The organism is Frateuria sp. GZRe12, assembly GCF_051900535.1.
GTDB lineage: Bacteria > Pseudomonadota > Gammaproteobacteria > Xanthomonadales > Rhodanobacteraceae > Frateuria_A.
Genome location: NZ_JBHZGI010000005.1, coordinates 1 through 24954 on the forward strand (window position 1 = coordinate 1; position 24954 = coordinate 24954).

Genomic DNA, 24954 nt, shown 5'->3' on the forward strand with positions numbered 1-24954 from the left:
TCCATGCCCGTAGCGGCGCCCTGCGTACGGCCGGCGATCTGCGGTCGCGGCACGGCGCCCACCCGGGCAACCCGAACACCAAAACCGCAGGGCCGGACCGGGACACCGCTTGGTCGGTGCATCGCGTTGAAGCAGCGCTGGCTGCCTCGCGCGGTTGCGATGCCTGGATGCCTTGCTCGGCGGTGGTGACCTCCGGCGCGCGGCGGTGCCGCGCACCGGATTTGGCATCAAAGCGCGTAGTCGAATTGCTCGCGGAAGGCTTCGGCGAACTCGTCGTAGGTGAAGCGTTGATTCTGCGTGCCCGGATGCTCGACCTTGAGCGCCCCCATCAGCGACGCCATGCGGCCGATGGTCGGCCAATCGTAGCCGCGCATGATGCCGAAGATCAGGCCCGCCCGGTACGCATCGCCACAACCGGTCGGATCGACCACCTGTCGCTCGCGGGCCGCAGGGATCTCGATGACCTGTCCGCCAGTGTGGATCAACGAACCGCGCGGTCCCAACGTCACGATATAGGCCTGGGTGCGGCTGGCGATCTCTTCTGCGTTCCAACCCGTGCGCTGCTGTAGTAGTTGCGACTCGTAGTCATTGACGATGACGTAATTGGCCTTCCCGATCATCGAGCGGAACTCTTCGCCGTTGAACAACGGCATCGCCTGGCCCGGGTCGAAAATGAAAGGCACGCCGTGCGCCGCGAAGTCCTCGGTGTGCTGCAGCATCGCCTCCCGCCCGTCCGGCGCCACGATGCCGAACTGCGCATCGGCCACGTCGCCCACGTGGTTGTGGTGCGAACTGGACATGGCTCCCGGGTGGAAAGCGGTGATCTGGTTGTTGTCCAGGTCCGTCGTGATGAAACACTGTGGGGTGAACTGGTCCTCGAACACGCGCACGCCATTGAGACGAATGCCGCAGCGGATCATGTGTTCTCGGTAGGGCCCGAAATCCTGGCCGACCGTCGCCATCGGCAACGGGTCGCCTCCCAGGAGCTTGAGGTTGTAAGCGATATTGCCCGCGCAGCCGCCAAACTCGCGCCGCATCTGCGGCACGAGGAAGGAGACGTTCAGAATGTGGACCTTGTCCGGCAGGATGTGGTTCTTGAACTGGTCCGGGAACACCATGATGGTGTCGTAGGCCAGAGAACCGCAGATGACGGCTGACATGTTCGATCAAACCCCAGTGAGCGGCTCGGACGGGTAGTCGTCCGGCAAACCCTGCAATCGTAGCGCGACGCTTCGCGCAAGGCGACAGTCGCTTGTCGGATGAGGCGGCGGGGAGGCTCAGGAAATGCGCGCATCATCGCGTTCTACAAGGCTTTCTTAACGTCTTCGCGCTTGCGTGGGTAGACCCCGCTCACTAGACTGACACGCTTACTTTTTCCTTTTCCAGCCGGCGCGCCAGGCCTCATGTTCAAGAAGTTTCGCGGCATCTTTTCCAACGACATCTCCATCGACCTCGGCACCGCCAACACGCTTATCTACGTGCGTGGGCAGGGCATTATCCTGAACGAGCCGTCGGTGGTGGCGATCCGCCAGGATCGCGGCCCGGGCGGCCCGCGCACGGTGGCCGCCGTGGGTGGCGACGCCAAGCGCATGCTCGGTCGCACGCCGGGCAACATTGCCACGGTGCGCCCGATGAAGGACGGCGTCATCGCCGACTTCACCATGACCGAGGCGATGCTGCAGCACTTCATCAAGCAGGTGCACAAGTCGCGCATGCTGCGTCCGAGCCCGCGCGTGCTGGTGTGCGTGCCGTGCGGCTCGACCCAGGTCGAACGGCGTGCCATCAAGGAGTCGGCCGAGGGCGCCGGCGCCCGCGACGTGTTTCTGATCGAAGAGCCGATGGCCGCCGCGATCGGCGCCGGCATTCCGGTGCACGAGGCGCGCGGCGCGATGGTGCTGGACATCGGTGGCGGCACCTCCGAGGTCGCGGTGATTTCGCTCAACGGCATCGTTTACTCGCAGTCCGTGCGCGTGGGCGGCGACCGGTTCGACGAGGCGATCATCAACTACGTGCGCCGCAACCACGGCACGCTGATCGGCGAATCCACCGCCGAGCGGATCAAGCTCGAGATCGGCTGCGCCTTCCCGCAGAGCAACGTCAAGGAGATCGAAATCTCCGGGCGCAACCTGGCCGAGGGCGTGCCGCGCATGTTCACGATCAACTCCAACGAAGTGCTCGAGGCGCTGCACGAGCCACTGTCGGGCATCGTGGCGGCGGTCAAGTCGGCTCTGGAGCAGACCCCGCCGGAGCTTTGCTCGGACGTGGCCGAGCGTGGCATCGTGCTGACCGGTGGCGGCGCGCTGCTGCGCGACCTGGATCGCCTGATCTCCGAGGAGACCGGCCTGCACGTACAGGTTGCCGATGATCCGCTCACCTGCGTGGCGCGTGGCGGCGGCAAGGCGCTGGAACTGATCGACCAGCACGGCAGCGATTTCTTCGCGCCGGAGTGAGGCATGACGCGCCCGCTGCACCGCGGCGGTCGCGGCTTGTACGGGGGAGATGCGAGGTGTGTTTGACGACATGGGACTGAGGCCGATCCGGCCGCCTGTCCCCGGCCCCCTCCGCGATGGAGGGTGGCAGATCCGTTGTGTCATGCCGGTGCCTTCTGCCACGCTTGATGGCGACCGTCTGCGTCGCTCCTTCCTTTTCGGATTCTCTTGATGGGCCAGGAATCCTCGCCCCTGTTCGCCGGCTCATCCGGCACCTTGCGGCTGATCGGCTACCTCGCGCTGGCGATGGTGTTGATGGTGCTCGACCATCGCAACGGCTGGATGTGGCGTATCCGCTACGGCGCCGCCGTGGCGGTCGAGCCGCTGTACCGCCTGGCCGGCCTGCCGGTGGAAGGTATGCGCACGCTCTCGGTGGCCTTCGCCGATCGCCAGCGGCTGACCAGCCAGAATCAGCGCCTGCGCGAAGACCTGCTGCTGGCCAACGCGAAGCTCAATCGCATGGCGGCGGTGGCGCAGCAGAACCAGCACCTGAAGGAGCTGCTCGATACGCAGCGCAGCCTCGAGCTCAACGTGCAGCTGGCGCGCGTGGTCGGCGTCGACCTGGGTGCCTATCGCCATCGCCTGCTGCTCAACGTCGGCGCCCGCGACGGCGTCAAGCAAGGCCAGCCGGTCATCGACGCACGAGGCGTGATGGGGCAGGTCATCGAAACCCTGCCGACGACCTCGGTGGTCATGCTGATCACCGACCCGAACAACGCACTGCCGGTGACCATCGAGCGCACCGGCCTGCGCACCATCGCCTATGGCTCGCGCGACGGCGACCGCCTGGTGCTGCCGACCATCCCGATGGCGGCCGACGTGCGCGACGGCGATCGCCTGCTGACCTCCGGCCTGGGCGGGCGCTTCCCGCCGGGTTTCCCGGTCGGCCAGATCAGCCGGGTGGCGCCCGCCGCGACCGGCATGTTCCTGGAAGCACAGGCCCAACCGAGCGCGGACATCAGCCGCAGCGAGGACGTGCTGCTGCTGCATGACCAGGCCGAGCCGATCGGGCCACCCGAGCCGGTGCCGCCGGCCGGGCCGCCGACCGACCTCGCACCCGCGGGAGCGGGGAACACGAAGGCCGCGCCGCCGGCAAAGGGGCAGTCATGAACCGGCAGCGCCTGGCCCTGGGTTGGTTCATCGGCACGCTGGTGATCGCGCTGCTGTCGATGCTCGTTCCATTGCCGGACGTGCTCGAGCCGTTCAAACCGTACTGGCCTGCGCTGGTGCTGTTGTACTGGTCGCTGGAATCGGGCGAGCGGGTGACGCTCGGCCTGGCTTTCACGATGGGCCTGGCGGCCGATCTTCTCGATGGCGTGCTTCTGGGCGAGCAGGCGCTGCGCCTGACCGCGCTGGTGTTCATCGCGCTGCGCTTCCGCTCGCGACTGCGCTTCTTCCCGATGTGGCAGCAGACTCTGGCGGTGCTTGCGCTGCTTGTGAACGACCGCATCCTGCTGACGATCGTGCGCGTGTTTGCCGGCGACGCGTTGCCGCCGGCGAGTTGGTGGATCTCGCCCTTTGTCGGTGCCGCGCTGTGGCCGTTCGTGTTCCTGCTGCTGGACGACCTGCGCATGCGCTTGCGCCTGCAATGAGATGAAGAGGCGGCGTGCACTGAAAGACTCCCGCGGCGAGGCGGCGCTGTTCCAGCGGCGCTCGCTGGTCGGTTTCGCCCTCATCGTGCTCGGCCTCATTGCGCTGTCCGGACGCTTCTTCTATCTGCAGGTGATGCGTCACGACGAGTTCGTTACCCGCTCCGAGAACAATCGCGTCAAGCCGAAGGTGATTCCGCCGGCGCGTGGTCTGATCTACGACCGCAACGGCGTGTTGCTGGCCGACAACGTGCCGGCATTCCGGCTCGAGGTGGTACCCGAGCAGGTGCCGGACATGAATGCCATGCTCGCGCAGATCGGCGCCGTGGTGCCGCTGGACCCGGACGACGTTGCCGACTTCAGGAAGCGCCTGAAGCAGAGCCGTCGCTTCGAGAATGTTCCCTTGAAGATGCACCTGTCCGAGGACGACATCGCCCGCTTCGCGATCAACCGCTGGCGGTTCCCCGGCGTGGACGTGGTCCCTTACCTGACCCGCCACTATCCGTACGGCGACCTGTTCGCGCACGTCATCGGCTACGTCGGCCGCATCGACGCGGACGACCTCAAGCGCCTCGATCCGGACCGCTACCAGGGCACCAGCCACGTCGGCCGCAGCGGCCTTGAACGCTCCTACGAGGACATGTTGCACGGCACGCCGGGTTACGAGCTGGTCGAGGTCAACGCCGATGGCCGCACCCAGCGCGTGCTCGAGACCCATGCACCGGTCCCGGGCAAGAACCTTTACCTCTCGATCGACGTGCGCATCCAGAAGGCGACGATGGCCGCGTTCGACGGCCGTGCCGGTTCGGCGGTGGCGATCGACCCTCGCAACGGCCAGGTGCTGGCGATGGTCAGCGTGCCGAGCTTCGATCCCAACCTGTTCGTCAACGGAATCAGCAGCGCCGACTACAAGGCGCTGACCACCGCGCCGGACAAGCCGCTGTACAACCGCGCGCTGCGCGGCGTGTATCCGCCCGGCTCAACCGTCAAACCGTTCCTGGCGCTGGGTGGCCTGGCCTACGGTATCCGCCGGCCGGAAGACACGGTTTACTCCACCGGCGAATTCTGTCTCCCCGGTTCGTCCCGCTGCTACCGCGACGACAAGCGCGGCGGCGATGGCGTGGTCGGCATGGTCAAGGCGATCGAGAAGTCGACCAACACGTATTTCTACAAGCTGGCGCTGGATCTGGGGATCGACCGGTTGAGCGACTGGATGGGACGCTTTGGCTTCGGCCACAAGACCGGCATCGACCTCGACGGCGAAGAGAACGGCATCCTGCCGTCGCGCGACTGGAAGATGGAGCATTCCCGCCAGCCCTGGTATCCGGGCGAAACGATCATCGCCGGCATCGGCCAGGGCTACTGGGCGGTGACGCCGCTGCAGCTGGCGCATGCGGTGTCGATTTTGGCCGGAAAGGGCATCCCGCGCGCACCAAAGCTGGTGATGGCCACCCAGGATGGTGTCGATTCGCCCAAGCTGCCGCTGCCCAATCCGCCGACCGGGCCGTCGCTGGTGAGTGATCCGGCCCATCTGGACGTGATCAAGCAGGGCATGGAGGCGGTGGTGACCAGCGGCACCGGCGCCAAGCAATTCATCGGCTTCCCGCTGGTGGTTGCGGGCAAGAGCGGCACGGCCGAGCGCTTCTCGCGGACCACCTCGGCCTACGACACCAACAAGAACACCGCCTATCTGGCTGCCCGCCATCGCGCCTGGTTCGAGGCGTTCGCGCCGGCGGACGATCCGAAAATCTCGGTGGTCGCCATGCTCGAGGCGGGCGCCTGGGGTGCCGAGGCGGCGGGCCCGATCGTGCGTACCGTGATGGAGTCCTGGCTTGCCACCCAGGGCGGCGCGCCGGCCACGTCCCGATCGGCGGCGGCTGCCGCGGTCCCGGCGGCGCCGGAATCGATCGAGGACGTGCCGGTGCCGGCCGAGGGAGGCACGACGCCATGATCGGCATGCTCTACGCACGCGGGCGCCGCTTCCTGCGTCGCATCCTGACCCGGCCCCGGATCGACCTGCCGCTGGCCGCAGGACTGGTGACGCTGGCCTCGGTCGGCCTGGTCACGCTGTACAGCGCCGGTGGGGGGGACCTGGGCCTGGTCGGTGGGCAGGCGGCGCGCTTCGTGCTGGGTGGCGGGTTGCTCCTGCTGATCTCGCGCATCCCGCCCACCGTGCTGCGCAGCTGGACACCCTGGCTCTACGGCGGCAGCACCGCGTTGCTGGTGGTGGTGGCGATCCTGGGCGAGGGTCGGGGCGCCGACCGCTGGCTGGACCTGGGCTTCATGCGCTTCCAGCCGTCCGAGCTGCTCAAGCTGACCATGCCGATGATGGCCGCCTGGTACCTGCACCCGCGCCAACTGCCGCCGAGCTGGAAGGACATGGCCGTGGTCGGCCTGCTGATCGCCGTCCCCGCCGGGTTGATCGCCAAGCAACCGGACCTTGGTACCGCGCTACTGGTGGCCGGCGCCGGCGCGTTCGCGCTGTTCCTTTCCGGCGTCGCCTGGTGGCGCATCGGCCTGCTGGTGGGGATCGCGGCCGGCATGGTGCCGATCGGGTGGCATTTCATGCATCAGTACCAGCGCGACCGCGTGCTGACCCTGCTCAACCCCGAGGCCGATCCGCTCGGCAACGGCTGGCACATCATCCAGTCGCAGATCGCGGTGGGTTCGGGCGGCATCTTCGGCAAGGGTTGGACGCACGGCACGCAGTCGCGGCTGGACTTCCTGCCCGAGCACACCACCGACTTCATCTTCGCCGTGTTCTCCGAGGAGTTCGGGCTGGTCGGCGTGGTCTGCCTGCTAGCGCTGTACGCGTTCATCATCGGCCGCTGCCTGTGGATCGCGATGGAGGCGCGCGACACCTATTCGCGCCTGCTCGCCGGTGCGATCGCGATGAGTTTCTTCGTCTACGTGTTCGTCAACGGCGGCATGATCGCCGGCATGCTGCCGGTGGTCGGCGTGCCACTGCCGTTCGTCAGCTACGGCGGCACCTCGGCGGTCAGCCTGCTGAGCGGTTTCGGCGTGCTGATGTCGATCCACGCCAACCGCAAGATGCATGACTGAGCGGCGTCACCCCGTCGCCCCTATTCGGCCCCGGATCGCCCGTGCACGCGTGATAGGCTTGGGTGCGATGTCGATCCGCGCGGTGTTCCCCATGTCCCTTCTTCGCTCGTGCCGCCTGCCCGGCGTGCTCGCCACCCTGCTGCTGGCCATCGCGCCGGCACATGCCGAAAAGACCGTCCATCCCGGCCAGGCCGAACTGGTGCGCGAGGTGGCGCGCGACACCGGCAAAGACCCGCGCCAGCTCAATGCGCTGCTCAGCGGCGCGCAGATGCAGCAGTCGATCATCGACGCGATGAATCGCCCCGCCGAAGCCAAGCCGTGGAAGGCGTACCGACCGATCTTCATCACGCCCAAGCGGATCGACGAGGGCGTGGCGTTCTACCGCGAACATCGCGAACTGATCGAGCGCATTGCCGGGCAGTATGGCGTGGCGCCCGAGTACCTGGTTGCCATCCTGGGCGTGGAAACCTTCTATGGCCGCAACACCGGCAAGTACAAGGTGCTCGATGCGCTGGTCACGCTCGGCCTGTATTACCCGCCGCGCGCGAAGTTCTTCCGCGAGCAGCTGAAGGTGCTGCTGGAACTGCCGGCCAACCACCTGGCCGGTCCGTTGGACACGCTCACCGGCTCCTACGCCGGCGCGCAGGGCTGGGGCCAGTTCATGCCCTCGAGCATCCGCGATTTCGGCGTGGACGGCAACCGCGACGGCCACATCGACATGCAGGGTTCGCTGCCGGACATCCTGGCCAGCGTCGCCAACTATTTCGCCGGCCACGGCTGGGAGCGCGGCGGCCCGGTCGCCGCGCGTGCGCAGCCGGACACGGCGCCGAGGACGCTGGACGTCCCCGACCCGCAGCCGCGCTGGCCACTGGAGCAACTGGAGGCCTGGGGCTACGCGCCGCTGCAGTCGTTCGATCCGGGCCGGATGACCAGCCTGCAGGTGCTCGAAGGCGGCAACGGCCCCGAATACTGGTTCACCTTCCAGAATTTCTACGTGATCACTCGCTACAACAAGAGCCCGCTGTATGCGCTGGCCGTGCACCAGCTGGCGGAGGGCATTGCCGCGGGCGTGCGCTCGGCGGATGCCGTGCCGTGAGCTGGCGCGCCGGCGTCCTGGCGATATGCGCGCTCGCGCTGGCCGGCTGCGGCGGTTCGCATCCGCGGCCCTCGCATAACGGCAAGGTCGCGGGTCCGCGCGCGGAAGGCCGCCAGGGCGGCTTCCGCGACGACATCAGCCGCCCACAGTCCAGCCGCTACCGCGACAACGACGACAGCGTGCCGCCGGCGATCGACGTCAGCCAGATTCCCGAGCCGGTGCCCAAGATCGAACCGCGCTCGCTCTACGGCAACAAGTCGCCTTACACCGTGCTCGGCAAGACCTATCGCGTGCTCTCCGATGCGCGTGGCTACGACGAACGCGGCATCGCCTCGTTCTACGGCGCCAAATTCCACGGTTACAAGACTTCGAGCCTGGAGAACTACGACATGTACGCCTTCAGCGCTGCGCACAAGACGCTGCCGCTGCCGAGCTACGCGCGCGTGACCAACCTGGAAAACGGCAAGAGCGTCATCGTGCGCATCAACGACCGCGGGCCGTTCCACGAAAACCGGCTGATCGACCTGTCCTACGCGGCCGCCGTCAAGATCGGCATCTGGCCCAGGGGCACCGGCCTGGTCGAAGTGCGCGCGATCGACCCGGCGCATCTCATCGACGATGCGCCGCCCCAGGAACTGACTGCGCAAGCGGCGGTCCCATCGGGTAGCGCCCGCCCGGCCATCTGGCTGCAGGTGGGCGCATTCTCCGACCTGGCCAACGCCGACCGCGTGGCCACGCGGCTGAGGTCGGCCCGGCTGGCGCCGGTGCAGGTGACCGACGTGGAGGTCAACGGACACAACATCCGCCGCGTGCGCGTGGGACCGCTGGACGACGTCGACCAGGCCGACCGCGTGACCGCCCAGATCGAACGGCTCGGCCTCCCCCGACCGCAGGTCGCGGTAGACTGAGCGATGCATTTTTCGCGCTGGCGCGCGGGGCGCCGGCCACAGAAACGGGATCGATACCGACGATGAGCTTTTTCCGCCGTACCCTGACCACCTTTGCCGCCGCCGCGCTGATCGCCGGCGCCGCCTTCGCGCAGCAGACGCCGCCGAAGCCCTCGCCGGTGCCGCGCCCGACCGTGCCGGAGGCACCGGTGCCGCCGCCGCCGGACGTGGACGGCAAGGCTTGGGTGTTGATGGATTACGCCACCGGGCAGGTGCTGGCGAGCAAGAATCCCGACGAGCGCGTCGAGCCGGCCTCGATCACCAAGATCATGACCGACTACGTGGTCTCGGCCGAGCTCGCCAACGGCAAGATCAAGATGACCGATCCGGTCACCATCAGCGAGCATGCCTGGCGCGGCGGTGGCGCGGGCACCGATGGTTCGACCAGCTTCCTCAAGCTCAACAGCCAGGTTCCGCTCAAGGACCTGCTGTACGGCATGATCATCCAGTCCGGCAATGATGCGGCGATCGCGCTTGCCGAGCACACCGCCGGTTCGGAGGAAGCCTTCGCCAACCTGATGAATGCCTACGCCAAGCAGCTGGGCATGACCGGTTCGCACTTCGAGAACGCCTCGGGCTATCCGATCGAGAACCACTACACGACCGCGCGCGACATCGCGATCCTCTCGCGCGCGCTGATCCGCGATTTTCCGGACGACTACGCGATTTCTGCGGTCAAGCAATTCGTGTGGAACGGCATCAAGCAGGGCAACCGCAACACGCTGCTGTGGCGCGATCCCAGCGTGGACGGCATCAAGACCGGCCATACCGCCGCGGCCGGTTACTGCCTGGCCGCCTCGGCCAAGCAGGGCGATTCGCGCATGATCGCCATCGTGATGGGTGCGAGCTCGGAGAAGGCGCGCGCCGATTCGGCCATGGCGCTGCTCAACTACGGTTTCCGCTTCTACGAAACCCACAAGCTGTACGAGGCCAACAAGCCGCTGGCCACGCCCAAGCTGTGGAAGGGCGAGGCAGGCACGCTGCCGCTCGGCATCAGCCAGCCGATGGATGTGACGGTCAAGCGCGGCCAGTACGACCAGCTCAAGGCCATCATGGACATTCCCGCGACCCTGGTCGCCCCGTTCAAGAAGGGCCAGCAGGTCGGTACCCTGCGCGTCACGCTGGACGGCAAACCGCTGCAGTCGGCGCCGCTGGTGGCGCTCGACGAGGCCCCGCAGGGCGGCTTCTTCAAGCGCCTGTGGGATTCCATCCTGCTGTGGTTCCACGGCGACAAGAAGGACGACGACGCCGCCACGGCCCCCGCTGCGGACAAAAAGTAATGCACGAGATCGACTTCAGCCAGGCGAAAAAGGAAGGCAAGGGCTTCCAGTTCCCCGGTGAGTTCGAGATCACCGCGCTGGGCGACGCCAGCGCGGACCTGCCCAGGCGCGTGCCGCAGATCCTCGAGGGCGAGGGCCTGCACGTACTGCACGAGACGGTCAGCCAGCGCCCCTCGCGTGAGGGGAAGTTCATCTCGGTGACCGTGAGCTTCCGCTGCGACACCCGCGAGCAATACGACCGTGCGCACACCGCGCTGCGCGCCGATCCGGCGATCCGCTACACGCTCTGAGCTTCCAGCTCCCTCTCCCCCGTTGTTCATCAAAGATCGGGGAGAGGGCTGGGTGAGAAGCCGAGCTTGCCTCGAAGCTCACCACCGGGTTCCCCGCGAGCCCCGCCCCTCACCCAAACCCTCTCCCCGGAGGGGAGAGGGCTTCACAGCGCCGCGTACCGCTTGCAAACCCATCCCGCGCGCCTCATCTGCTCCCCATTCTCCCGGTAGCGTCCATGTCCCCCGACTCCCGCCCGCTCCTGATCCGCCGCCTCGGCCGCCAGCCCTACGAGCGCACCTGGAAGGCGATGAGCGCCTTCACCGACGCGCGCGGACCGGACACTCCGGACGAGCTGTGGCTGCTCGAGCACGACCCGGTCTTCACCCTGGGCCAGGCCGGCAAGATGGAACACGTGCTCGCGCCCGGCGACATTCCATTGATTCCCGTCGACCGTGGCGGCCAGGTGACCTACCACGGGCCCGGCCAGATCGTCGGATACCCGCTCATCGACCTGCGCCGCACCGGCGTGGGCGTGCGCGAGCTGGTCAACCGCATCGAGCAGGCGCTGATCGATACGCTGGCGCACTGGTCGATCGACGCCGCGCGCCTCGAGGGTGCCCCCGGTGTCTACGTGGCCGGCGCCAAGGTGGCTGCCCTGGGCCTGCGCGTTCGGCGGGGTTGCAGCTTCCACGGTCTGGCGTTCAACGTGGCGATGGACCTGGAGCCGTTCGGCCGGATCAATCCTTGTGGCTACAAGGGTTTGGCCGTCACGCAAGTGCTAGACTTGGGCGGCCCGTCGCAGTTGGCGCAGGTCGAAGACGTGCTGGTAGGGCAGTTCTGCCGCCAGTTCGGCTTCCACGCGGTGCCGGCCGCCCCCGTCCTCCCCGAACTCCCCGCGCGCGCCGCGGTCTAGGCAGTCGCAGATGAGCGAAATTTCCTCCAGGGTCATCCCGATCAGCGTGGTCGACGCGCCAGAAAAGCAGTTGGGCAACGACAAGATCGCCCGCAACCGCGCCGCGTTCGACTCGAGCGTGCCCACCTTGCGCAAGCCTTCGTGGATCCGCGTGCGGCTGCCGCAAGGCAACGCCGTGCAGGAACTGAAGGCGCGCCTGCGCGAAAACGCGCTGGTGACGGTGTGCGAGGAGGCCTCCTGCCCGAACATCCACGAGTGCTTCTCCAAGGGCACCGCCACGTTCATGATCCTCGGCGAGGTGTGTACCCGACGCTGCTCGTTCTGCGACGTTGCCCACGGTCGCCCGCAGCCACCTGATCCGCTCGAGCCGGCGCGCCTGGCGCAGACGATCGCCGACATGCGCCTGAAGTACGTGGTGATCACCTCGGTCGACCGTGACGACCTGCGCGACGGCGGCGCCGAGCATTTCGCTTCCTGCATCCGCGCCACGCGTCACGCCAGCCCCAACATCAAGATCGAGATCCTGACCCCCGACTTCCGCGGCAAGGGGCGCATGGAGCGGGCCTTGGAAGTGCTCAAGGACTTTCCGCCGGACGTCTTCAACCACAACCTGGAAACCGTCCCGCACCTGTATCGCGAGGTGCGCCCGGGCGCCGACTACCAGTGGTCGCTGGACCTGCTCAAGCGCTTCAAGGCACAGCACCCGGACGTACCGACCAAATCCGGCATCATGCTGGGCCTGGGCGAGACCTTCGAGCAGGTCATCGAGACCCTGCGCGATCTACGCGCCCATGACGTGGACATGATCACCATCGGCCAGTACCTGCAGCCCACGCCGCACCATCACCCGGTCGTGCGCTACTGGACTCCCGACGAATTCGACGCGCTGCGCGAGGCGGGCGAGGCGATGGGCTTCCATCACGTCGCTTCCGGCCCACTGGTGCGTTCCTCCTACCATGCCGACCTGCAGGCCCATGCAGCCGGCGTCACCGAACTCGCCTGAGATCCCCATGACCCTGCGCCCCACGCTCGCCCTGCTGCTTGCCCTGGTCCTGCCGGCCGCCCACGCCCAAGCGCAGGCTCCCGCCGTGCAGGGCGAGGAGGGCCACAAGGCTTCCACGCTGCCGCTGAAGTCCACCGACACCCAGGCCGACGCCGCGCAGTTGTCCGCGCGCTTCCTCACGCGCTTCCACTACGACGCCAAGCCGCTCGACGACGCCATGTCGGCCAAGATCTACAAGGCCTACTTCGACATGCTCGACGGCGAGAAGGTGTTCTTCACCCAGCAGGACATGGCGCGCTTCGAACCGCTCAGAACGAAGTTCGACGACGCCATCTGGAACAAGGACCTGTCCGGCCCGTTCAGTGTGTTCAACCTGTACGTGCGGCACGCGATCGACCGCATGAACTTCGCGCGCGGCCTGCTCAAGAAGGGATTCGACCTGACCCGCGAAGAGAACTACGCCTACGATCGCGAGCACGCCACGTGGCCGGCCGACCAGACCGCGCTAAACGACCTGTGGCGCAAGCGCACCAAGAACGACTGGCTGCGCCTGAAGCTTGCCGGCAAGAGCGACGAGGACATCCGCAAGACCCTGGACAAGCGCTACGCCGGCTACATCGACCGCGTGAAGCAGCTCGACGGCGAGGATGCGTTCCAGACCTTCATGAACGCCTACGCCGAGACCACCGACCCGCACACCGACTACCTCGGCCCGCGCGCGGCGGAAAACTTCGACATCGCGATGAAGCTGTCGCTCGAAGGTATCGGCGCGGTGCTGCAGGCGCACGACGAATACACGCAGATCCGCGAGGTCGTGCCCGGCGGCCCGGCCGACAAGTCGGGGAAGGTGCACGTGGGCGATCGCATCGTCGCGCTGGGGCAGGGGACCGATGGCCCGATGACCGACGTGATCGGCTGGCGCCTGGACGACGTGGTCGACAAGATCCGCGGCAAGAAGGACACCACCGTGCGGCTGGAGATCCTGCCGGCCGATGCCGGCCTGGACGGCAAGCACGAACTGGTCACCCTGGTGCGCAAGAAGGTCAGCATCGAGGAGCAGGCGGCCAAGAAGAAGATCATCGAGGTCAAGGACGGCGACGCCACCCGCAAGATCGGCGTGATCGACCTGCCCACCTTCTACTCCGACTTCGGCGCACGTCGTGAAGGCGACAAGGACTACAAGAGCGCCACGCGCGACGTCGCCAAGCTGCTCGGCGAGCTCAAGGCCGCCGGCGTGCAGGGCGTGGTGGTCGACCTGCGCAACAACGGCGGCGGCTCGCTGGCCGAGGCCAACGAGCTGACCGGCCTGTTCATCGACCAGGGCCCCGTCGTGCAGGTGCGCGACGCGCGCGGCCAGGTCGAAGTGCAGGGCGACGACGAGTCGGGCCTGACCTGGAGTGGCCCGATGGCGGTGCTGGTCAACCGCGGCTCGGCCTCGGCCTCGGAGATCTTCTCCGCGGCGATCCAGGACTACGGCCGTGGCCTGATCATCGGCGAGCCGACCTTCGGCAAGGGCACCGTGCAGAACCTGGTGGACCTGGACCGCTTCGCCCAGGGCGATAGCGAGAAGCCCCAGTACGGCGAGTTGAAGATGACCATCGCCGAGTTCTTCCGGATCAATGGCGGCTCGACCCAGCTCAAGGGCGTGACGCCGGACATCCAGTTCCCGAAGAACGGCGACGAGAAGGATTTCGGCGAGTCGACCTACGACAACGCGCTGCCGTGGACGCAGATCCAGAAGGCGCCGTACAGCCAGGTCGCGGATCTCACCGCCTACCTGCCGCAGCTGAAGTCCAAGCACGATGCGCGCGTGGTCAAGTCGCCGGCCTGGCAGCTGATGCTGGACGAACTGGCGCAATACAAGAAGATGCGCGACCAGACCACGGTGTCGCTGAACCTCGCCGAGCGCCAGGCCGAGCGCAAGCGCCAGGACGCGATCCAGGCCGACTTCCGCGCGCGGCACAAGGCGATCGACGGTACCGACGGCAGCCTGGCCGGCGAGGAATCGCCGCTGGACGATGGCCTCAACGCCAACGAGCGCAGCCTCAAGGCAGAGCTCAAGCAGGAGAAGGAAGCCAAGAACGCCAAGGATCCGGAGCTGCAGGAAACCGCGCACATCCTGTTCGACGCGATCGGGCTCATCAAGGGCAACCCCAAGCTGGCCGCCGAGGTGCTCCCTTACGGCGGCAAGTTCTCCACCGCGGCGGTCGTGGCGCCGGAGAAACCGGCGGCACAACCGCGCTGAGACGCGAAAAAAAGCCCGGCTTGGCCGGGCTTTTTTTTGTCCGTTCTCCAGGCCGACCCGCGCAGCTGACGGGCCGCCCCGGTCGACCCGACAAGCGGCCTCAGTCCTTCTTTTCGCCCTTCTCCCGGGCCTTCTTCTGCGCTGCCTGTGCCTTCTCCCACGCCTGGAACGCCTCCACGTGCGGCATCTCGCGCAGCACCTTCGATCTCGGGTCGACGATCATCAAGGTCCCCTGCGGCACGCTGAGTTCGCCTGTGCCGTCGGCCATGGCCAACGTGTGCACGGTATCGCCCACCTGCACCTCCAGCGGCATCGGGAACGGTTCGCCACGGGCGGTCACCCAGCGGAACTGCAGCCTGTCGCCCTGCCGGGTCGTCTGTAGCTTCGGCAGTGCCGCGTCATACAGGTACACGTCGAAAAACCACTTGAGGTCCTTGCCGGTCACCTGGTCGACGATGCCGAGGTAATCCTTCGTCGTGGCATAGCGCGGCTTGAAGCTGCCCGGCTTCGGGTCCGGCCGTCCGTAGACCAGCCGCCGCGTGCTCTCGAAGAACGCATCGTCGCCGATCAGCCCGCGCAGCGTATGCAGCACCAGCGAGCCCTTGTAGTAGATGTCCAGCCCAGGCCCGGTCCGACCATCGTAGACCTGCTCCTCGGTCTTCGGCTGGCCCGACACGATCGGCACCTTGTTCGACAGCTTCATCCGCTCGTCGTGCAGCATCGCGAAATACGGCATGTCCCCGTTGAGGTACTGCCCGTAGAGCGGCTGCATGTAGGTGCCGAAGCCCTCGTGCAGCCACATGTCGTCCCAGTTGCGGTTGGTAACCTGGTTGCCGAACCACTCGTGCGCGAACTCGTGCTGCAGCAGCCAGTCGTAGCCGTACTCGCTCTTCGGATAGCCATTGCCGTAGGCGTTGATGGTCTGGTGTTCCATGCCCAGGTGCGGTGTCTCGACCACGCCCATCTTCTCGTCGCCGAAGGGGTAGGGGCCGATCTCCTGCTCGAAGAAATCGAGCATGCGCGGGAACTCGGCGAACAAGGCCCTGGCGCCTGCCTCGTGCCCGCGCAGGTACCACAGCTCCATCGGGATGGTGTTGCCGTAGCGGCTCTTGTAGTCGCCCTTGAGCTCCTCGAACGGTCCCACGTTGATGGTGATCGCGTAGGTGTCAGGCTGCTTTATCCGCCAATGCCAGGTGCGCGTGGCGCCGTCGTCCTTGATGTCCACCAGCACGCCATTGCCCGGCGCGGCCAGCGCCTTGGGCACGGTCACCCAGGTATCGACCAGGTCCGGCTCGCCGGTGGGCTGGTCGATGCATGGCCAGAACAGGTCGCAGCCCTCGCCCTCGACCGCGCTGGCGACCCACGGCTGGCCGTCCTTCGTTTTGCTCCACACGAACCCGCCATCCCACGGCGCTCGCTTGGCCACGTGCGGCTGACCGCCGTAGGCGATGGTGGTGCTTACGCTGCCACCCTTGGCCAGGGCTTGGGGCAACTGGATGCGCAGGCGGCCGTCCGGATTATTCCAGGCGGTCCTGGCCAGGGGCTTGCCGTCGACGGCAATGCTGCGGATCGGCAGGTTCCTGTCCAGGTCCAGCAGCAGGATGTCGGTCGGCTCGCGCGCGGTAAAGCGCAACGTGGCCTCGCCATCGAGGTGGCGCCTGGCCGGATCGATGGCGAAATGCAGCTCCGCGTGATCGAAATGCAGGCGCGCCTGCTCGGCCGGCATGGTGCCGCCGGAATCGAGCGTCTGTGCGGTGAGCTTGGGCTGCTGGGCGGCGGCAGGCTCGGACGCGTGCGCGCTGGCGGACAGGCCGAGCGCGACGCCAAACGCCAGCAGGGACAGGCGTGGATGCATGGGGACGACTCCTTGAGGTTCGATCAGCCAGCATGCCGCGTGCGCGACTGCCGCGACTAGGCCAGAAGTCACGCCGGCGCCCGGCTCTCAGCAGGAGTAGCCGAGGCGATCGATCAGCGGCCGCAGCAGCGGCAGCACGGGCTCGAACTGGTCGCGGTAGCCGTGCCAGCGGTTGACCGACCCCGGATGGACGCCCTGGACGACCTGCGCATAGCTGGGCGTGCTGATGAAGCGCTTGTTCCTTGCGTGATCGGCGAAGCGCGCCATCGGCGTGGCATCGGCGACGTCGAGAAACGCCCCCAGCCGCGCAAGGTGATCGTCCAGATCGTTGACGACCGATTCATAACGCCACTCGAGCACCCGGGGTCCGAACACCTCCACCTGCCGATACCACTGCTCGAAGGCCTGCACGTAACCACGCGCCAGTCGCTGCAGCGACGAACACAGCACCATGAACGCCGGCGAGCGGAACGGCTGCATGCTGCAGCTCAGCAGCACATCGCAGGGATGGCGCAGGCACAGGATGATGCGCGCCTCGGGAAACAGCCGCATGATCATCGGCAGGCACAGCATGTTGAGCGGATTCTTGTCCACCAGCCGGTGCTGCCCCAGGTCCGGCAACACGCGCCCCACCATCCTGAAATAGGCCGCGCGCAGCTGATCGGCCTCGGTCCCGCTCAGGTTCGCCAGGTCGGCGGGGTAGCGCTGGCCGACCTGCTCCATGCGTTCGGTCAACTCATGGATGAAGGCGCGTTCGTCCATCGACCGGAAATCCGGGTGGGCATCGAGCATCTGCTCCAGCAAGGTCGTGCCCGAACGCGGGAACCCGACGACGAACACCGGGCTACGCCGGCTGTCCGGCGCGGGCAGGTGCGTCCAACGGGCGTAGGCGTGGCGATCGACCTCGGCCATCTGCAATGGCTGGCTGTCGGGCGCAAGCAGCTCCGGCAGCACCGTGCGCGCGATTTCCACTTGCGCTGCGTGTGCGGTCTGCACGGCTTGCCACGCCTGGGCGTGCTGCCCTTGTCGATCGCACGCAGCGGCGAGGGCGAAGCCGGCGCTGGCGCGGGCTTCGTCGTCGTCGGCAAGCGCAAGCGCGCGCCGGTACAACGCCGCTGCCTCGGCGAAGGCGCCAGCTCGCAGGGCCAGTGCGGCGTGCGCGCGCCAGACGTCCGCGCGCACCTGGTGCGCGTCCATCGGCAATGCGTCGAGTGCGCCGAGCGGCAGTTGCTCGAGCTGCCGTTTCGCTTCGTCGATCTGGTTGTTGCGCTCGTGCAGCAACACCCGTTGCGCCGCGATGCGCAGCCGCAACCGTTCGCCCTCCGGTCCGTCTGGCAGCAGCGCCCGCGCCAGCGCTTGCAGCGCGGTGTCGAGCTCGCCCTGCGCGGACAACATCGATGAAAGGATCAATGCCTGCCCGGCCGGTTGCGCCGGCCAGTCGGCGGCCCCCGCCAGCATCGCCTCCTGCCAGGTGTTGTCCCCGCACACGTAGCAGGCGAACGCGGCCTGCAGGCGCGCGTCGATGAAGTCCGGCGCGCGCGCCACCACGTCGAGCAGCGTCTCCCGCGCCGACAGCCAGCGCCGCTGCTGGATGTAGAGCAGGCCCAGATTGTAGAGCACGTCGGCGTCGTCCGGCGCCAGCGACCTGGCCCTGGACAGCGCCTGCTCGGCGGCGGCCAGGTCGCCGCTCAGCCGACTGGCGACGCCCAGGTTGTTCCAGTAGGCGGAGACGTCCGGGCGCTGCTGCGCGAGTTGGCGGAACGTCGTGGCAGCCTCGCCGTAGCGGCCGGTCGCCTGTTGCGCGACTCCGAGCAAGGCCTGGATGCCCTCGTCGGCCCGGTCGCCCGCCTGGGTGGCGAGTGCGATCACGCGTTCCATGTCGCCGGCGTTGTAGGCGCCGGCCATGGCATTGGCGAGGTCGGTGGCGGGGAGGGGCATGCGTCCTCGATCGCGATTGAGCCGATCCGCATTATGCAAGAGGGGCCGCGGAGTTATCCGCGGCCCCTCCGGGTGCCGTCAGCAAGCTTCGCTGGCGTGGAGCGTCAGAACTTCACCGTCGCACGCGCCCAGTAGTAGCGGCCGAGTACATCGTAGGTGGCGGTGTCCACGTTGTAGTTAGAGCCGTTCTGGTAGAGCCGCGGCGGCTGCTTGTCCATCAGGTTGTCCACGCCGAAGTCGAAGCGGGTGTGGATCGAGGGCACCGAATAGCCCAGCTGGATGGAGTGGTAGACCACCGAGGCCACCGGGATGTCCACGCCGTGGATGGCAGCGTCGGCATTGAGTGCGGTCAGGCTGTTGATGTAGCGGGACTGCCACTGGGCACTCCAGTTGCCCTTGTCCCAATTGAGCGTGACCGTACCGCGCCAGCGCGAGATGTTGCCGAACTGCGGCGTGTAGGTGCCGGCGTAGTTGACCGTCTCCGAGTCCGCCTCCCCCGGCGTGGCGTTGACGTTGTACGTGGAGGTGTAGCTGGTGTTGAGGCCGGCCCGGAAGTTGCCCGGATCCATGCTGCCCACATTGAAGTGCGGGATCTTGTAGCGCAGCGTGTAGTCGATGCCGGACGTACTCAGGGTGCCCAGGTTGACCACCGGCGTGTTGATCAGGAACACCTGGCCCGGCTGGCGGCTGGTGTTGTCCTGGCGCGTGATGAACGAACAGTACGGGCTGGCGCTGTTGTTGTAGCAGGAGTTGACGACGGTATCGGCCTGGATAGCCGTCAGCGTGTCGGACAGGTAGATGTGCCAGAAGTCGAGGCTGGTCGAGACGCCCGGCGCCCAGTCCGGGTCGTAGACCAGGCCGAAATCGATCGACTTGCCCTTCTCCGGCTTCAGCGACGCGCCCACCGTGGCGGCGCCGGAGTAGAACGTGTTGACCTGCGCCGGATCGTTGCCGGCCCAGTTCACCGGAACGAACTGGCAGGCCGCCTGGTGCTGCGCGAGCTCGGCCGCGGAGAGCCCGACGCAGGGGTCGTTGAGGACCGGCTGGACCAGCGTGCGGCCGTCGTACAGCTCGTTGAGGTTGGGCGCGCGGAACACCTGCGAGACCGTGCCGCGTACCAGCAGGTCGTCGCTCGGGCGCCACTCGATCGCGATCTTGCCGTTGGTGGTGGTGCCGGTGGTGCTGTAGTTGGAGCTGCGCACGCCCAGGTCCAGGTACAGCGACTTGGCCCATGCCACATCGGAGACCAGCGGGATGAGCGTCTCGGCGAACAGCTCCTTGACGTTGTAGCTGCCGCGACCGGGCGAGCCGCAGGCTTCCTGCAGGATCTGGCAGGTGGTGGTCACCGGATCGAGCACCGCGAAGTCGCTCACGGTGTAGTTCATGAACTGCTTGCGGTACAGGGCACCGACGGACAACTGCACCGGGCCGGCGGGCAGGTCCCACAGCTCGCCACTGGCGTCGACCTGGGCCTGCTTGGTGGACTGGGTGAAGACGTAGATCGGTGTCTTCACGCCGGCACTCAGCACGTCGCCGGCATTGGCCTGGTCGAAGATGTTCGCACCGGCATCGACGGCGGCCTGCAACGACGGGATGTCCACCTCGTTGGTGTCGCGCTGGTCGCGCTTGGTGTGGCTGTAGTTGACCGAGGCATCCCAGATCCAGGTGCTGTCCTGTCCGAACGCGCCGCGCAGGCCCGCGTTGATCTGCCCGGTGTTGGTGGTGTAGCTGTGCACGCGCGTGCCGGCACCGGTCAGGCGGGTCTGGAAGTTGTAGCCGCTGTTCGGATCGCCAGCGATCGCGTTCTGGCTGAACGTGATGCCGAACGGATTGATCGGGTTGTCCGCGGAAATGATCAGGCCGTCGCCCGTACCGACCGGCGAGGGCGCGTCCTGGCCGCTGGACACCGTGTGGTTGTAGAACGCGTCGACGAACGCGGTCACATTGTCGGTGACGTTGAAGTTCGCCAGCACGAAGCCGTTGGTGCGCTTCTGCGCGGTCTGGATGTAGTTGAGCGCGGCGTAGTTGTAGGTGTCGGAGGGAAGCCGGCAGCGATAGTCCGCCTGGCTCGAGCCGTCGCCCGAGGCCAGCGTCACCTGGGCGGTGCCGGTCGCCGGATCGACCGCGCAGCCGTACTGGGCGGCGACCGAGGCGGGCACCTGGATGCGGCCGGTCGGGATCGAACTGGAGCCGGCCGCCACCACCGAGCCACTGGAGAGGTACAACTGCTGCCTGGAGAACTTGCGTTCGGCGCCGAGCGTCGCGTCGTACTTGTTGTAGTCCAGGCCGGCGGCAATGCTGTAGCGCTCGCCGGTCATGCCACCGGTCAGGTTGAAGCCGTGGCGCTGCGAATCGCCATGGCTGGAGATGCCCTCGTTCAGGCTGAACTGGGCGCCCTTGAAGTCCTTGCGCAGGATGAAGTTGACCACGCCGCCGATGGCATCGGAGCCGTACACCGTCGAGGCGCCTTCGGCCAGCACGTCGACCCGCTCGATCATCTCCGGCGGAATCAGGTTGATGTCCGGGTTGGCCATGCGCTGGCCGTTGACCAGCACCAACGTGCGGTTGTTGCCCAGGCCGCGCAGCGAGACGCGCGACGCGCCATCGCCGGCTTCCAGCAAGGGGCTGGCCACGCCGCCACCGTTGCTGTTGTTCGCCGGATTGGTGGCGTTGCCGGAGATGCTCGGCATCTGTTGCAGCACGTCGCCCAGCACGGGCTTGCCCGAGTTGCTGATCGTTGCGCGGTCAAGCGTGATCACCGGGCTGGCCGTCTCGGCGTCGACGCGCCGGATCAGCGAGCCGGTCACCTGGACCGACTCAAGCGTTTTGGCCTCTTTCTTGGAGGGCGGCGTGGCCTGGTCTTGCGCGGTCTGTTCGGTCGACTGCGGACTGTCCGGTGTCGACACTTGCGCTTGAGCCACTCCCGCTACCGAAAAAACACCTGCACTCAACGCCAGACGCACTGCCAATGACAAGTGATTCAAGTCGTATTTCATGTGCAACTCCCCGGTGAAGTAAATCCCTGCTTCCCCCGCTCATGTCGAGCGCGCCGAGTATGACAGCAACAACTGTTTAACAAGCAAGTGCCCATGCCCTCAGTCATGGGTGCGCCGGGCGGCTGTCATGGCCATTATCTTCCGGCCGTCTGGACGGCCGTGTGCCTCATGGCGGATCAGGGTTGCGCCGTGGATCGGTTGAAGTCGCCGATGGCCGCGACCAGGTCGCTTACCGCCATCCTTTCCACCTCGCTGAGGTCGGGATTCCAGCTGTCCACGATCAGCACCACGCGGGTCTGGCCACTGCGGTTCCAGGCTTCGTGCTCGAAGGTATCGTCGAAGGTGACGCAGCGGCCTTCCTCCCACACGTGGGTTTCGCCGCCCACGCGCAGCGCGCAGTCCGTCGGCACGATGAGCGGGAGGTGGGTGACCAGGCGCGTGTTGGTGACGCCGCGGTGCGGCAGGATGTGCGTGCCAGGGCGCAATATCGAGTAGAGGGTTTCCGGCGCGTGGTCGCGAACCCGGACCAGCGGCATGGCGTCGAGCAGTCCGCTGGTACGCGGGCAGCGCTCGCAATTCGAGTCATGGCGCACGCCGTGCCGATAGAAGAAGAACGCGTCCCACGAGGCCTCTTGCGCGCCGGTCGAACCGAGCAGTTGCGCAGCGATCGCCTCGGCCGAGGGCGCGCCCAGGAACGGCACCAGCGGATCGTCCGCACCCGACAGCACGGCGCGCAGTTCCTCGCGTATCACATCGACCGCCGCCTCCAGTCGCGCGTGCTCCGGGAAGCGCTCGCGCGGGTAGAACGGCTGGCTGGGCACGCCAGGGAAATACAGGAACAAGGGACGCTGCCGCGGATCGGGCAGAAGCGCGGGTTTCTCGTGCAGATAGATGGCCAGGCACTGGTCGACGCGGGCCAGCTCCCTGCGCCCGTAGCGTTGTCGCAACGGCTCGATGATCGCGTCGAACAGTTCGCGACGACCCGCGGCGACGTACTGCGCGGCGTGTTTCACCGCCTCGCGCACGCCCGGCGCGGTGGTCTCGTCGCTGAGCCAGCGCCCTTGCGCCTGCGCGTCGTTGATCGCACCCAGGTAAGCGGTCACGGCCTCGCGCCGGCGCCCCTGTTGCTCGTACACCACGCCCAGGCGCAGGCGCGCGACGAACATGCCGGGCGCCAGCGCGAGGCCTTCGCGCAGGCTTTCCTCCGCGCCTCGCAAGTCCCCGGCCGTCATCTGGGCCGTGCCCAACTGGTGCAGGATCGACGGGTCCGCTGGGTGGGCGCGCTGCGCGGTGCGCAGCCCCTCGATCGCGCGTATCGCGTCGCCCCGGCCCAGCTGGCAGGACGCCAGGAACTGCAGCGCGTCGACATCGTCGGGCCGTAGTTCCAACAGGCGCGAGAATGCCTGCTCGGCGAGCGCGAGGTCGCCGCGCTGCAGTGCCGCACTCGCCTGCGCGCGGCAGGCGGCGACGGTCGCCTCTGTCGGGATGTTCATCGGTGCGCTCATGCGCGGAGCGTAGCGGACGACGACTGGCCGTGGGTCGTGCCCCGGCACGTCGCCGAGGGCGCGGCCCGCGCTGGTGGGGCCCAAGCTTTCAGTGGCTCTTTGTCGAGTGGGCGCGCGGCAAGCGTGGAAAGCGTGGAAAGCGTCGGTCCCGATGCCGGGATCCGAGCCTTCCTCCGCTCGCGGGGGACGGTGCCGGCAGGCGGATGGGGCTAACCGAAGCGTCAGACGCCGCGTGCGGCAAGAAGCGACACCGCCATGTCCAATGCCGGATCGGCAGGATCAGCGCGCGTAGCGCTGTTGCAGGAACGAAAACACGGCGCGCAGGCCCATCGCCTCGCCGCCGCGCGGGCGGCCGGGGCGGTCGGCATCGTTCCAGGCGTAGGTGTCCAGGTGCAGCCACGGCAGGCCGTCGGGTACGAACCGCTCCAGGTATAGCGCCGCGGTGATGGCGCCGGCATGCCGCGAAGCTCCCGAGTTGGCGAAGTCCGCCACCGACGACTCGAGCATCTTGCGGTACGGCCGCCACAACGGCAGGCGCCATAGCGGATCGTCCACCGCGCGACCAGCCTCGAGCAGGGCATCGGCTGCGGCGTCCTGGTTGGCGAACAACACCGGCAAATCCGGGCCCAGCGCGACGCGCGCTGCACCGGTCAGGGTGGCGAAGTCCAGCATCAGGTCCGGCTGCTGCTCGGCGCCATAGGCGATCGCGTCGCACAGGATCAGGCGACCTTCGGCATCGGTGTTGTCCACTTCCACCGTGTGGCCGGCGCGGGTGGTGATGACCTCGCCCGGACGCATCGCGTTGCCGGCGATGGCGTTCTCCACCGCCGGCACCAGCAGCGTCAGCCGCACCGGCAGTTGCGCCTGCATCACCAGCCCGGCCAGGGCGATCGCGTGTGCCGCGCCACCCATGTCCTTCTTCATGTTGCGCATGCCGTCGGACGGCTTGATGTCCAGCCCGCCGGTATCGAAGCACACGCCCTTGCCGACGATCACCAGCTTCGGATCGGACGCCTTGCCCCAGGTCAGCTCGATCAGCCGCGGCGCGCGGTGGCTGGCGCGCCCGACCGCGTGGATGGTGGGGAAGTTGGCCTTCAGCAGTTCATCGCCGACCCAGTCGCGGATCCTGGCCTTGTGCGCCTTGGCCAGCTGCTTCACGGCATCGGCCAGATGTTCCGGCCCCATGTCCTCGGTCGGCGTGTTGACCAGGTCGCGCACGCGCGCGGTGGCTTCAACGAGCGGCGCCAGCGCGGCAAGCTCCGCGGCGGGCACGGCCAACGTGGCCGGCCCGCGGCCGCCCTTTCGATAACGCTCGAAACGGTAGGCGCCCAGCGCCCAGCCCAGCGCTGCGTGGCGTGCATCGGCAAGCGCTCCGGCCTCGGCCAGATGATAGGTGCCGGCCGGCAGCGCATATGGAAGTCCGGCCAGTGCGGCCAGCGGCTGGAACGGATCGACCGCCACCAGCACGCGGGCGAGCTTGCCGCTGGCATCGGGCAGCAGGGCGAAGCGTCCGGGTTTCGGTTCGAAGCCGGTCTGTTCCAGCCAGCGGCGCTGCGTGGCGTCCAGGCGCTTCAAGGTGTTCTTGTAGAGCGCGCTGTCGATGGTCTCGATGGCGACGCCCTGGGCCTTGCCGGCCTTGCGTTCGGTCAGGGCGGACGTGGGGCGCTCCGGCATGGCTTCGTGCCTCGTGGCTGCGGCGAGTCGACCATGATGCGCCGATGCGCGGGAGATGCCAAACCGCCGAGCCTGCCGGTCGGAGGAAGGC

General features: G+C 67.4%; 18 protein-coding genes. 12 read left to right on the plus strand and 6 right to left on the minus strand.

Annotation, left to right across the window (positions count from 1 at the left end; all coding sequences use genetic code 11):
* Nucleotides 1-227: 227 nt before the first annotated feature.
* The gene (locus tag ACFWZ4_RS12125) at nt 228-1160 is read right to left on the minus strand and encodes a carbohydrate kinase family protein (RefSeq protein WP_439704944.1); all 933 of its coding nucleotides are present in this window, start codon (nt 1158-1160) and stop codon (nt 228-230) included.
* Between the two features lie 243 nt (nt 1161-1403).
* Between ACFWZ4_RS12125 and ACFWZ4_RS12130 the strand changes: the two genes are divergently transcribed.
* The 12 genes from ACFWZ4_RS12130 to ACFWZ4_RS12185 all read left to right on the plus strand — a co-directional run bounded on the left by ACFWZ4_RS12130 (nt 1404) and on the right by ACFWZ4_RS12185 (nt 14895).
* A complete protein-coding gene (locus tag ACFWZ4_RS12130; protein WP_091340706.1) occupies nt 1404-2450 on the plus strand; it encodes a rod shape-determining protein in 1047 nt (348 codons plus the stop codon).
* A 210-nt stretch (nt 2451-2660) separates the two neighbouring features.
* A complete protein-coding gene (gene mreC / locus ACFWZ4_RS12135) occupies nt 2661-3599 on the plus strand; it encodes a rod shape-determining protein MreC (protein ID WP_439704945.1) in 939 nt (312 codons plus the stop codon).
* Nucleotides 3596-4081 carry a rod shape-determining protein MreD gene (gene mreD, locus ACFWZ4_RS12140; RefSeq protein ID WP_439704946.1) on the plus strand — a complete coding sequence of 162 codons (486 nt, stop codon included), beginning with the start codon at nt 3596-3598 and terminating at the stop codon, nt 4079-4081. Before mreC ends, mreD begins: the two co-directional genes overlap by 4 nt.
* Nucleotide 4082: 1 nt before the next feature.
* On the plus strand, nt 4083-6029 hold the full coding sequence (gene mrdA / locus ACFWZ4_RS12145; protein WP_439704947.1) for a penicillin-binding protein 2: 1947 nt from the start codon (nt 4083-4085) through the stop codon (nt 6027-6029).
* Nucleotides 6026-7141 carry a rod shape-determining protein RodA gene (gene rodA / locus ACFWZ4_RS12150; protein WP_439704948.1) on the plus strand — a complete coding sequence of 372 codons (1116 nt, stop codon included), beginning with the start codon at nt 6026-6028 and terminating at the stop codon, nt 7139-7141. Before mrdA ends, rodA begins: the two co-directional genes overlap by 4 nt.
* 91 nt (nt 7142-7232) lie before the next feature.
* A complete protein-coding gene (mltB, locus tag ACFWZ4_RS12155) occupies nt 7233-8237 on the plus strand; it encodes a lytic murein transglycosylase B (protein WP_439704949.1) in 1005 nt (334 codons plus the stop codon).
* The gene (locus ACFWZ4_RS12160) at nt 8234-9145 is read left to right on the plus strand and encodes a septal ring lytic transglycosylase RlpA family protein (protein ID WP_439704950.1); all 912 of its coding nucleotides are present in this window, start codon (nt 8234-8236) and stop codon (nt 9143-9145) included. Before mltB ends, ACFWZ4_RS12160 begins: the two co-directional genes overlap by 4 nt.
* Nucleotides 9146-9207: 62 nt before the next feature.
* Nucleotides 9208-10464 carry a D-alanyl-D-alanine carboxypeptidase family protein gene (locus ACFWZ4_RS12165; RefSeq protein ID WP_439704951.1) on the plus strand — a complete coding sequence of 419 codons (1257 nt, stop codon included), beginning with the start codon at nt 9208-9210 and terminating at the stop codon, nt 10462-10464.
* Complete coding sequence (locus tag ACFWZ4_RS12170) at nt 10464-10754, plus strand: YbeD family protein (RefSeq protein WP_439704952.1); 291 nt, start codon at nt 10464-10466, stop codon at nt 10752-10754. The genes ACFWZ4_RS12165 and ACFWZ4_RS12170 overlap by 1 nt, the downstream gene beginning before the upstream one ends.
* Before the next feature lie 215 nt (nt 10755-10969).
* Entirely contained in the window at nt 10970-11647 is a 678-nt protein-coding gene (gene lipB / locus ACFWZ4_RS12175; RefSeq protein WP_439704953.1) for a lipoyl(octanoyl) transferase LipB, read from the plus strand.
* Between the two features lie 10 nt (nt 11648-11657).
* The gene (gene lipA / locus ACFWZ4_RS12180) at nt 11658-12650 is read left to right on the plus strand and encodes a lipoyl synthase (RefSeq protein ID WP_439704954.1); all 993 of its coding nucleotides are present in this window, start codon (nt 11658-11660) and stop codon (nt 12648-12650) included.
* 7 nt (nt 12651-12657) lie between these two features.
* Nucleotides 12658-14895 (plus strand): carboxy terminal-processing peptidase, encoded by a 2238-nt coding sequence (locus ACFWZ4_RS12185; protein WP_439704955.1) that lies wholly within the window; start codon nt 12658-12660, stop codon nt 14893-14895.
* A gap of 100 nt (nt 14896-14995) precedes the next feature.
* Here ACFWZ4_RS12185 and ACFWZ4_RS12190 read toward each other — a convergent pair whose 3' ends face one another.
* From ACFWZ4_RS12190 to ACFWZ4_RS12210, 5 genes are all read right to left on the minus strand, one after another.
* Nucleotides 14996-16750 carry a M1 family metallopeptidase gene (locus ACFWZ4_RS12190; RefSeq protein WP_439704956.1) on the minus strand — a complete coding sequence of 585 codons (1755 nt, stop codon included), beginning with the start codon at nt 16748-16750 and terminating at the stop codon, nt 14996-14998.
* Nucleotides 16751-16837: 87 nt separating this feature from the next.
* Complete coding sequence (locus ACFWZ4_RS12195; protein ID WP_439704957.1) at nt 16838-18688, minus strand: tetratricopeptide repeat-containing sulfotransferase family protein; 1851 nt, start codon at nt 18686-18688, stop codon at nt 16838-16840.
* 104 nt (nt 18689-18792) lie between these two features.
* Nucleotides 18793-21609 carry a TonB-dependent receptor domain-containing protein gene (locus ACFWZ4_RS12200; RefSeq protein ID WP_439704958.1) on the minus strand — a complete coding sequence of 939 codons (2817 nt, stop codon included), beginning with the start codon at nt 21607-21609 and terminating at the stop codon, nt 18793-18795.
* Between the two features lie 251 nt (nt 21610-21860).
* The gene (locus ACFWZ4_RS12205; RefSeq protein WP_439704959.1) at nt 21861-23177 is read right to left on the minus strand and encodes an aspartyl/asparaginyl beta-hydroxylase domain-containing protein; all 1317 of its coding nucleotides are present in this window, start codon (nt 23175-23177) and stop codon (nt 21861-21863) included.
* 291 nt (nt 23178-23468) lie between these two features.
* Nucleotides 23469-24863, minus strand: a complete 1395-nt coding sequence (locus tag ACFWZ4_RS12210) for a leucyl aminopeptidase family protein (RefSeq protein ID WP_439704960.1) — start codon at nt 24861-24863, stop codon at nt 23469-23471.
* Nucleotides 24864-24954 lie beyond the last annotated feature (91 nt).

Excerpts from the sequence above, each read along its gene's own strand:
- ACFWZ4_RS12125 (WP_439704944.1), bottom strand. The coding sequence starts at position 1,160 with ATGTCAGCCGTCATCTGCGGTTCTCTGGCCTACGACACCATCATGGTG.
- ACFWZ4_RS12210 (WP_439704960.1), bottom strand. The coding sequence starts at position 24,863 with ATGCCGGAGCGCCCCACGTCCGCCCTGACCGAACGCAAGGCCGGCAAG.
- ACFWZ4_RS12170 (WP_439704952.1), top strand. The coding sequence starts at position 10,464 with ATGCACGAGATCGACTTCAGCCAGGCGAAAAAGGAAGGCAAGGGCTTC.
- lipA (WP_439704954.1), top strand. The coding sequence starts at position 11,658 with ATGAGCGAAATTTCCTCCAGGGTCATCCCGATCAGCGTGGTCGACGCG.
- ACFWZ4_RS12165 (WP_439704951.1), top strand. The coding sequence starts at position 9,208 with ATGAGCTTTTTCCGCCGTACCCTGACCACCTTTGCCGCCGCCGCGCTG.
- lipB (WP_439704953.1), top strand. The coding sequence starts at position 10,970 with ATGTCCCCCGACTCCCGCCCGCTCCTGATCCGCCGCCTCGGCCGCCAG.
- ACFWZ4_RS12185 (WP_439704955.1), top strand. The coding sequence starts at position 12,658 with ATGACCCTGCGCCCCACGCTCGCCCTGCTGCTTGCCCTGGTCCTGCCG.
- mrdA (WP_439704947.1), top strand. The coding sequence starts at position 4,083 with ATGAAGAGGCGGCGTGCACTGAAAGACTCCCGCGGCGAGGCGGCGCTG.
- ACFWZ4_RS12195 (WP_439704957.1), bottom strand. The coding sequence starts at position 18,688 with ATGCCCCTCCCCGCCACCGACCTCGCCAATGCCATGGCCGGCGCCTAC.
- ACFWZ4_RS12190 (WP_439704956.1), bottom strand. The coding sequence starts at position 16,750 with ATGCATCCACGCCTGTCCCTGCTGGCGTTTGGCGTCGCGCTCGGCCTG.
- mreC (WP_439704945.1), top strand. The coding sequence starts at position 2,661 with ATGGGCCAGGAATCCTCGCCCCTGTTCGCCGGCTCATCCGGCACCTTG.
- mltB (WP_439704949.1), top strand. The coding sequence starts at position 7,233 with ATGTCCCTTCTTCGCTCGTGCCGCCTGCCCGGCGTGCTCGCCACCCTG.
- ACFWZ4_RS12205 (WP_439704959.1), bottom strand. The coding sequence starts at position 23,177 with ATGAACATCCCGACAGAGGCGACCGTCGCCGCCTGCCGCGCGCAGGCG.
- rodA (WP_439704948.1), top strand. The coding sequence starts at position 6,026 with ATGATCGGCATGCTCTACGCACGCGGGCGCCGCTTCCTGCGTCGCATC.
- ACFWZ4_RS12130 (WP_091340706.1), top strand. The coding sequence starts at position 1,404 with ATGTTCAAGAAGTTTCGCGGCATCTTTTCCAACGACATCTCCATCGAC.
- mreD (WP_439704946.1), top strand. The coding sequence starts at position 3,596 with ATGAACCGGCAGCGCCTGGCCCTGGGTTGGTTCATCGGCACGCTGGTG.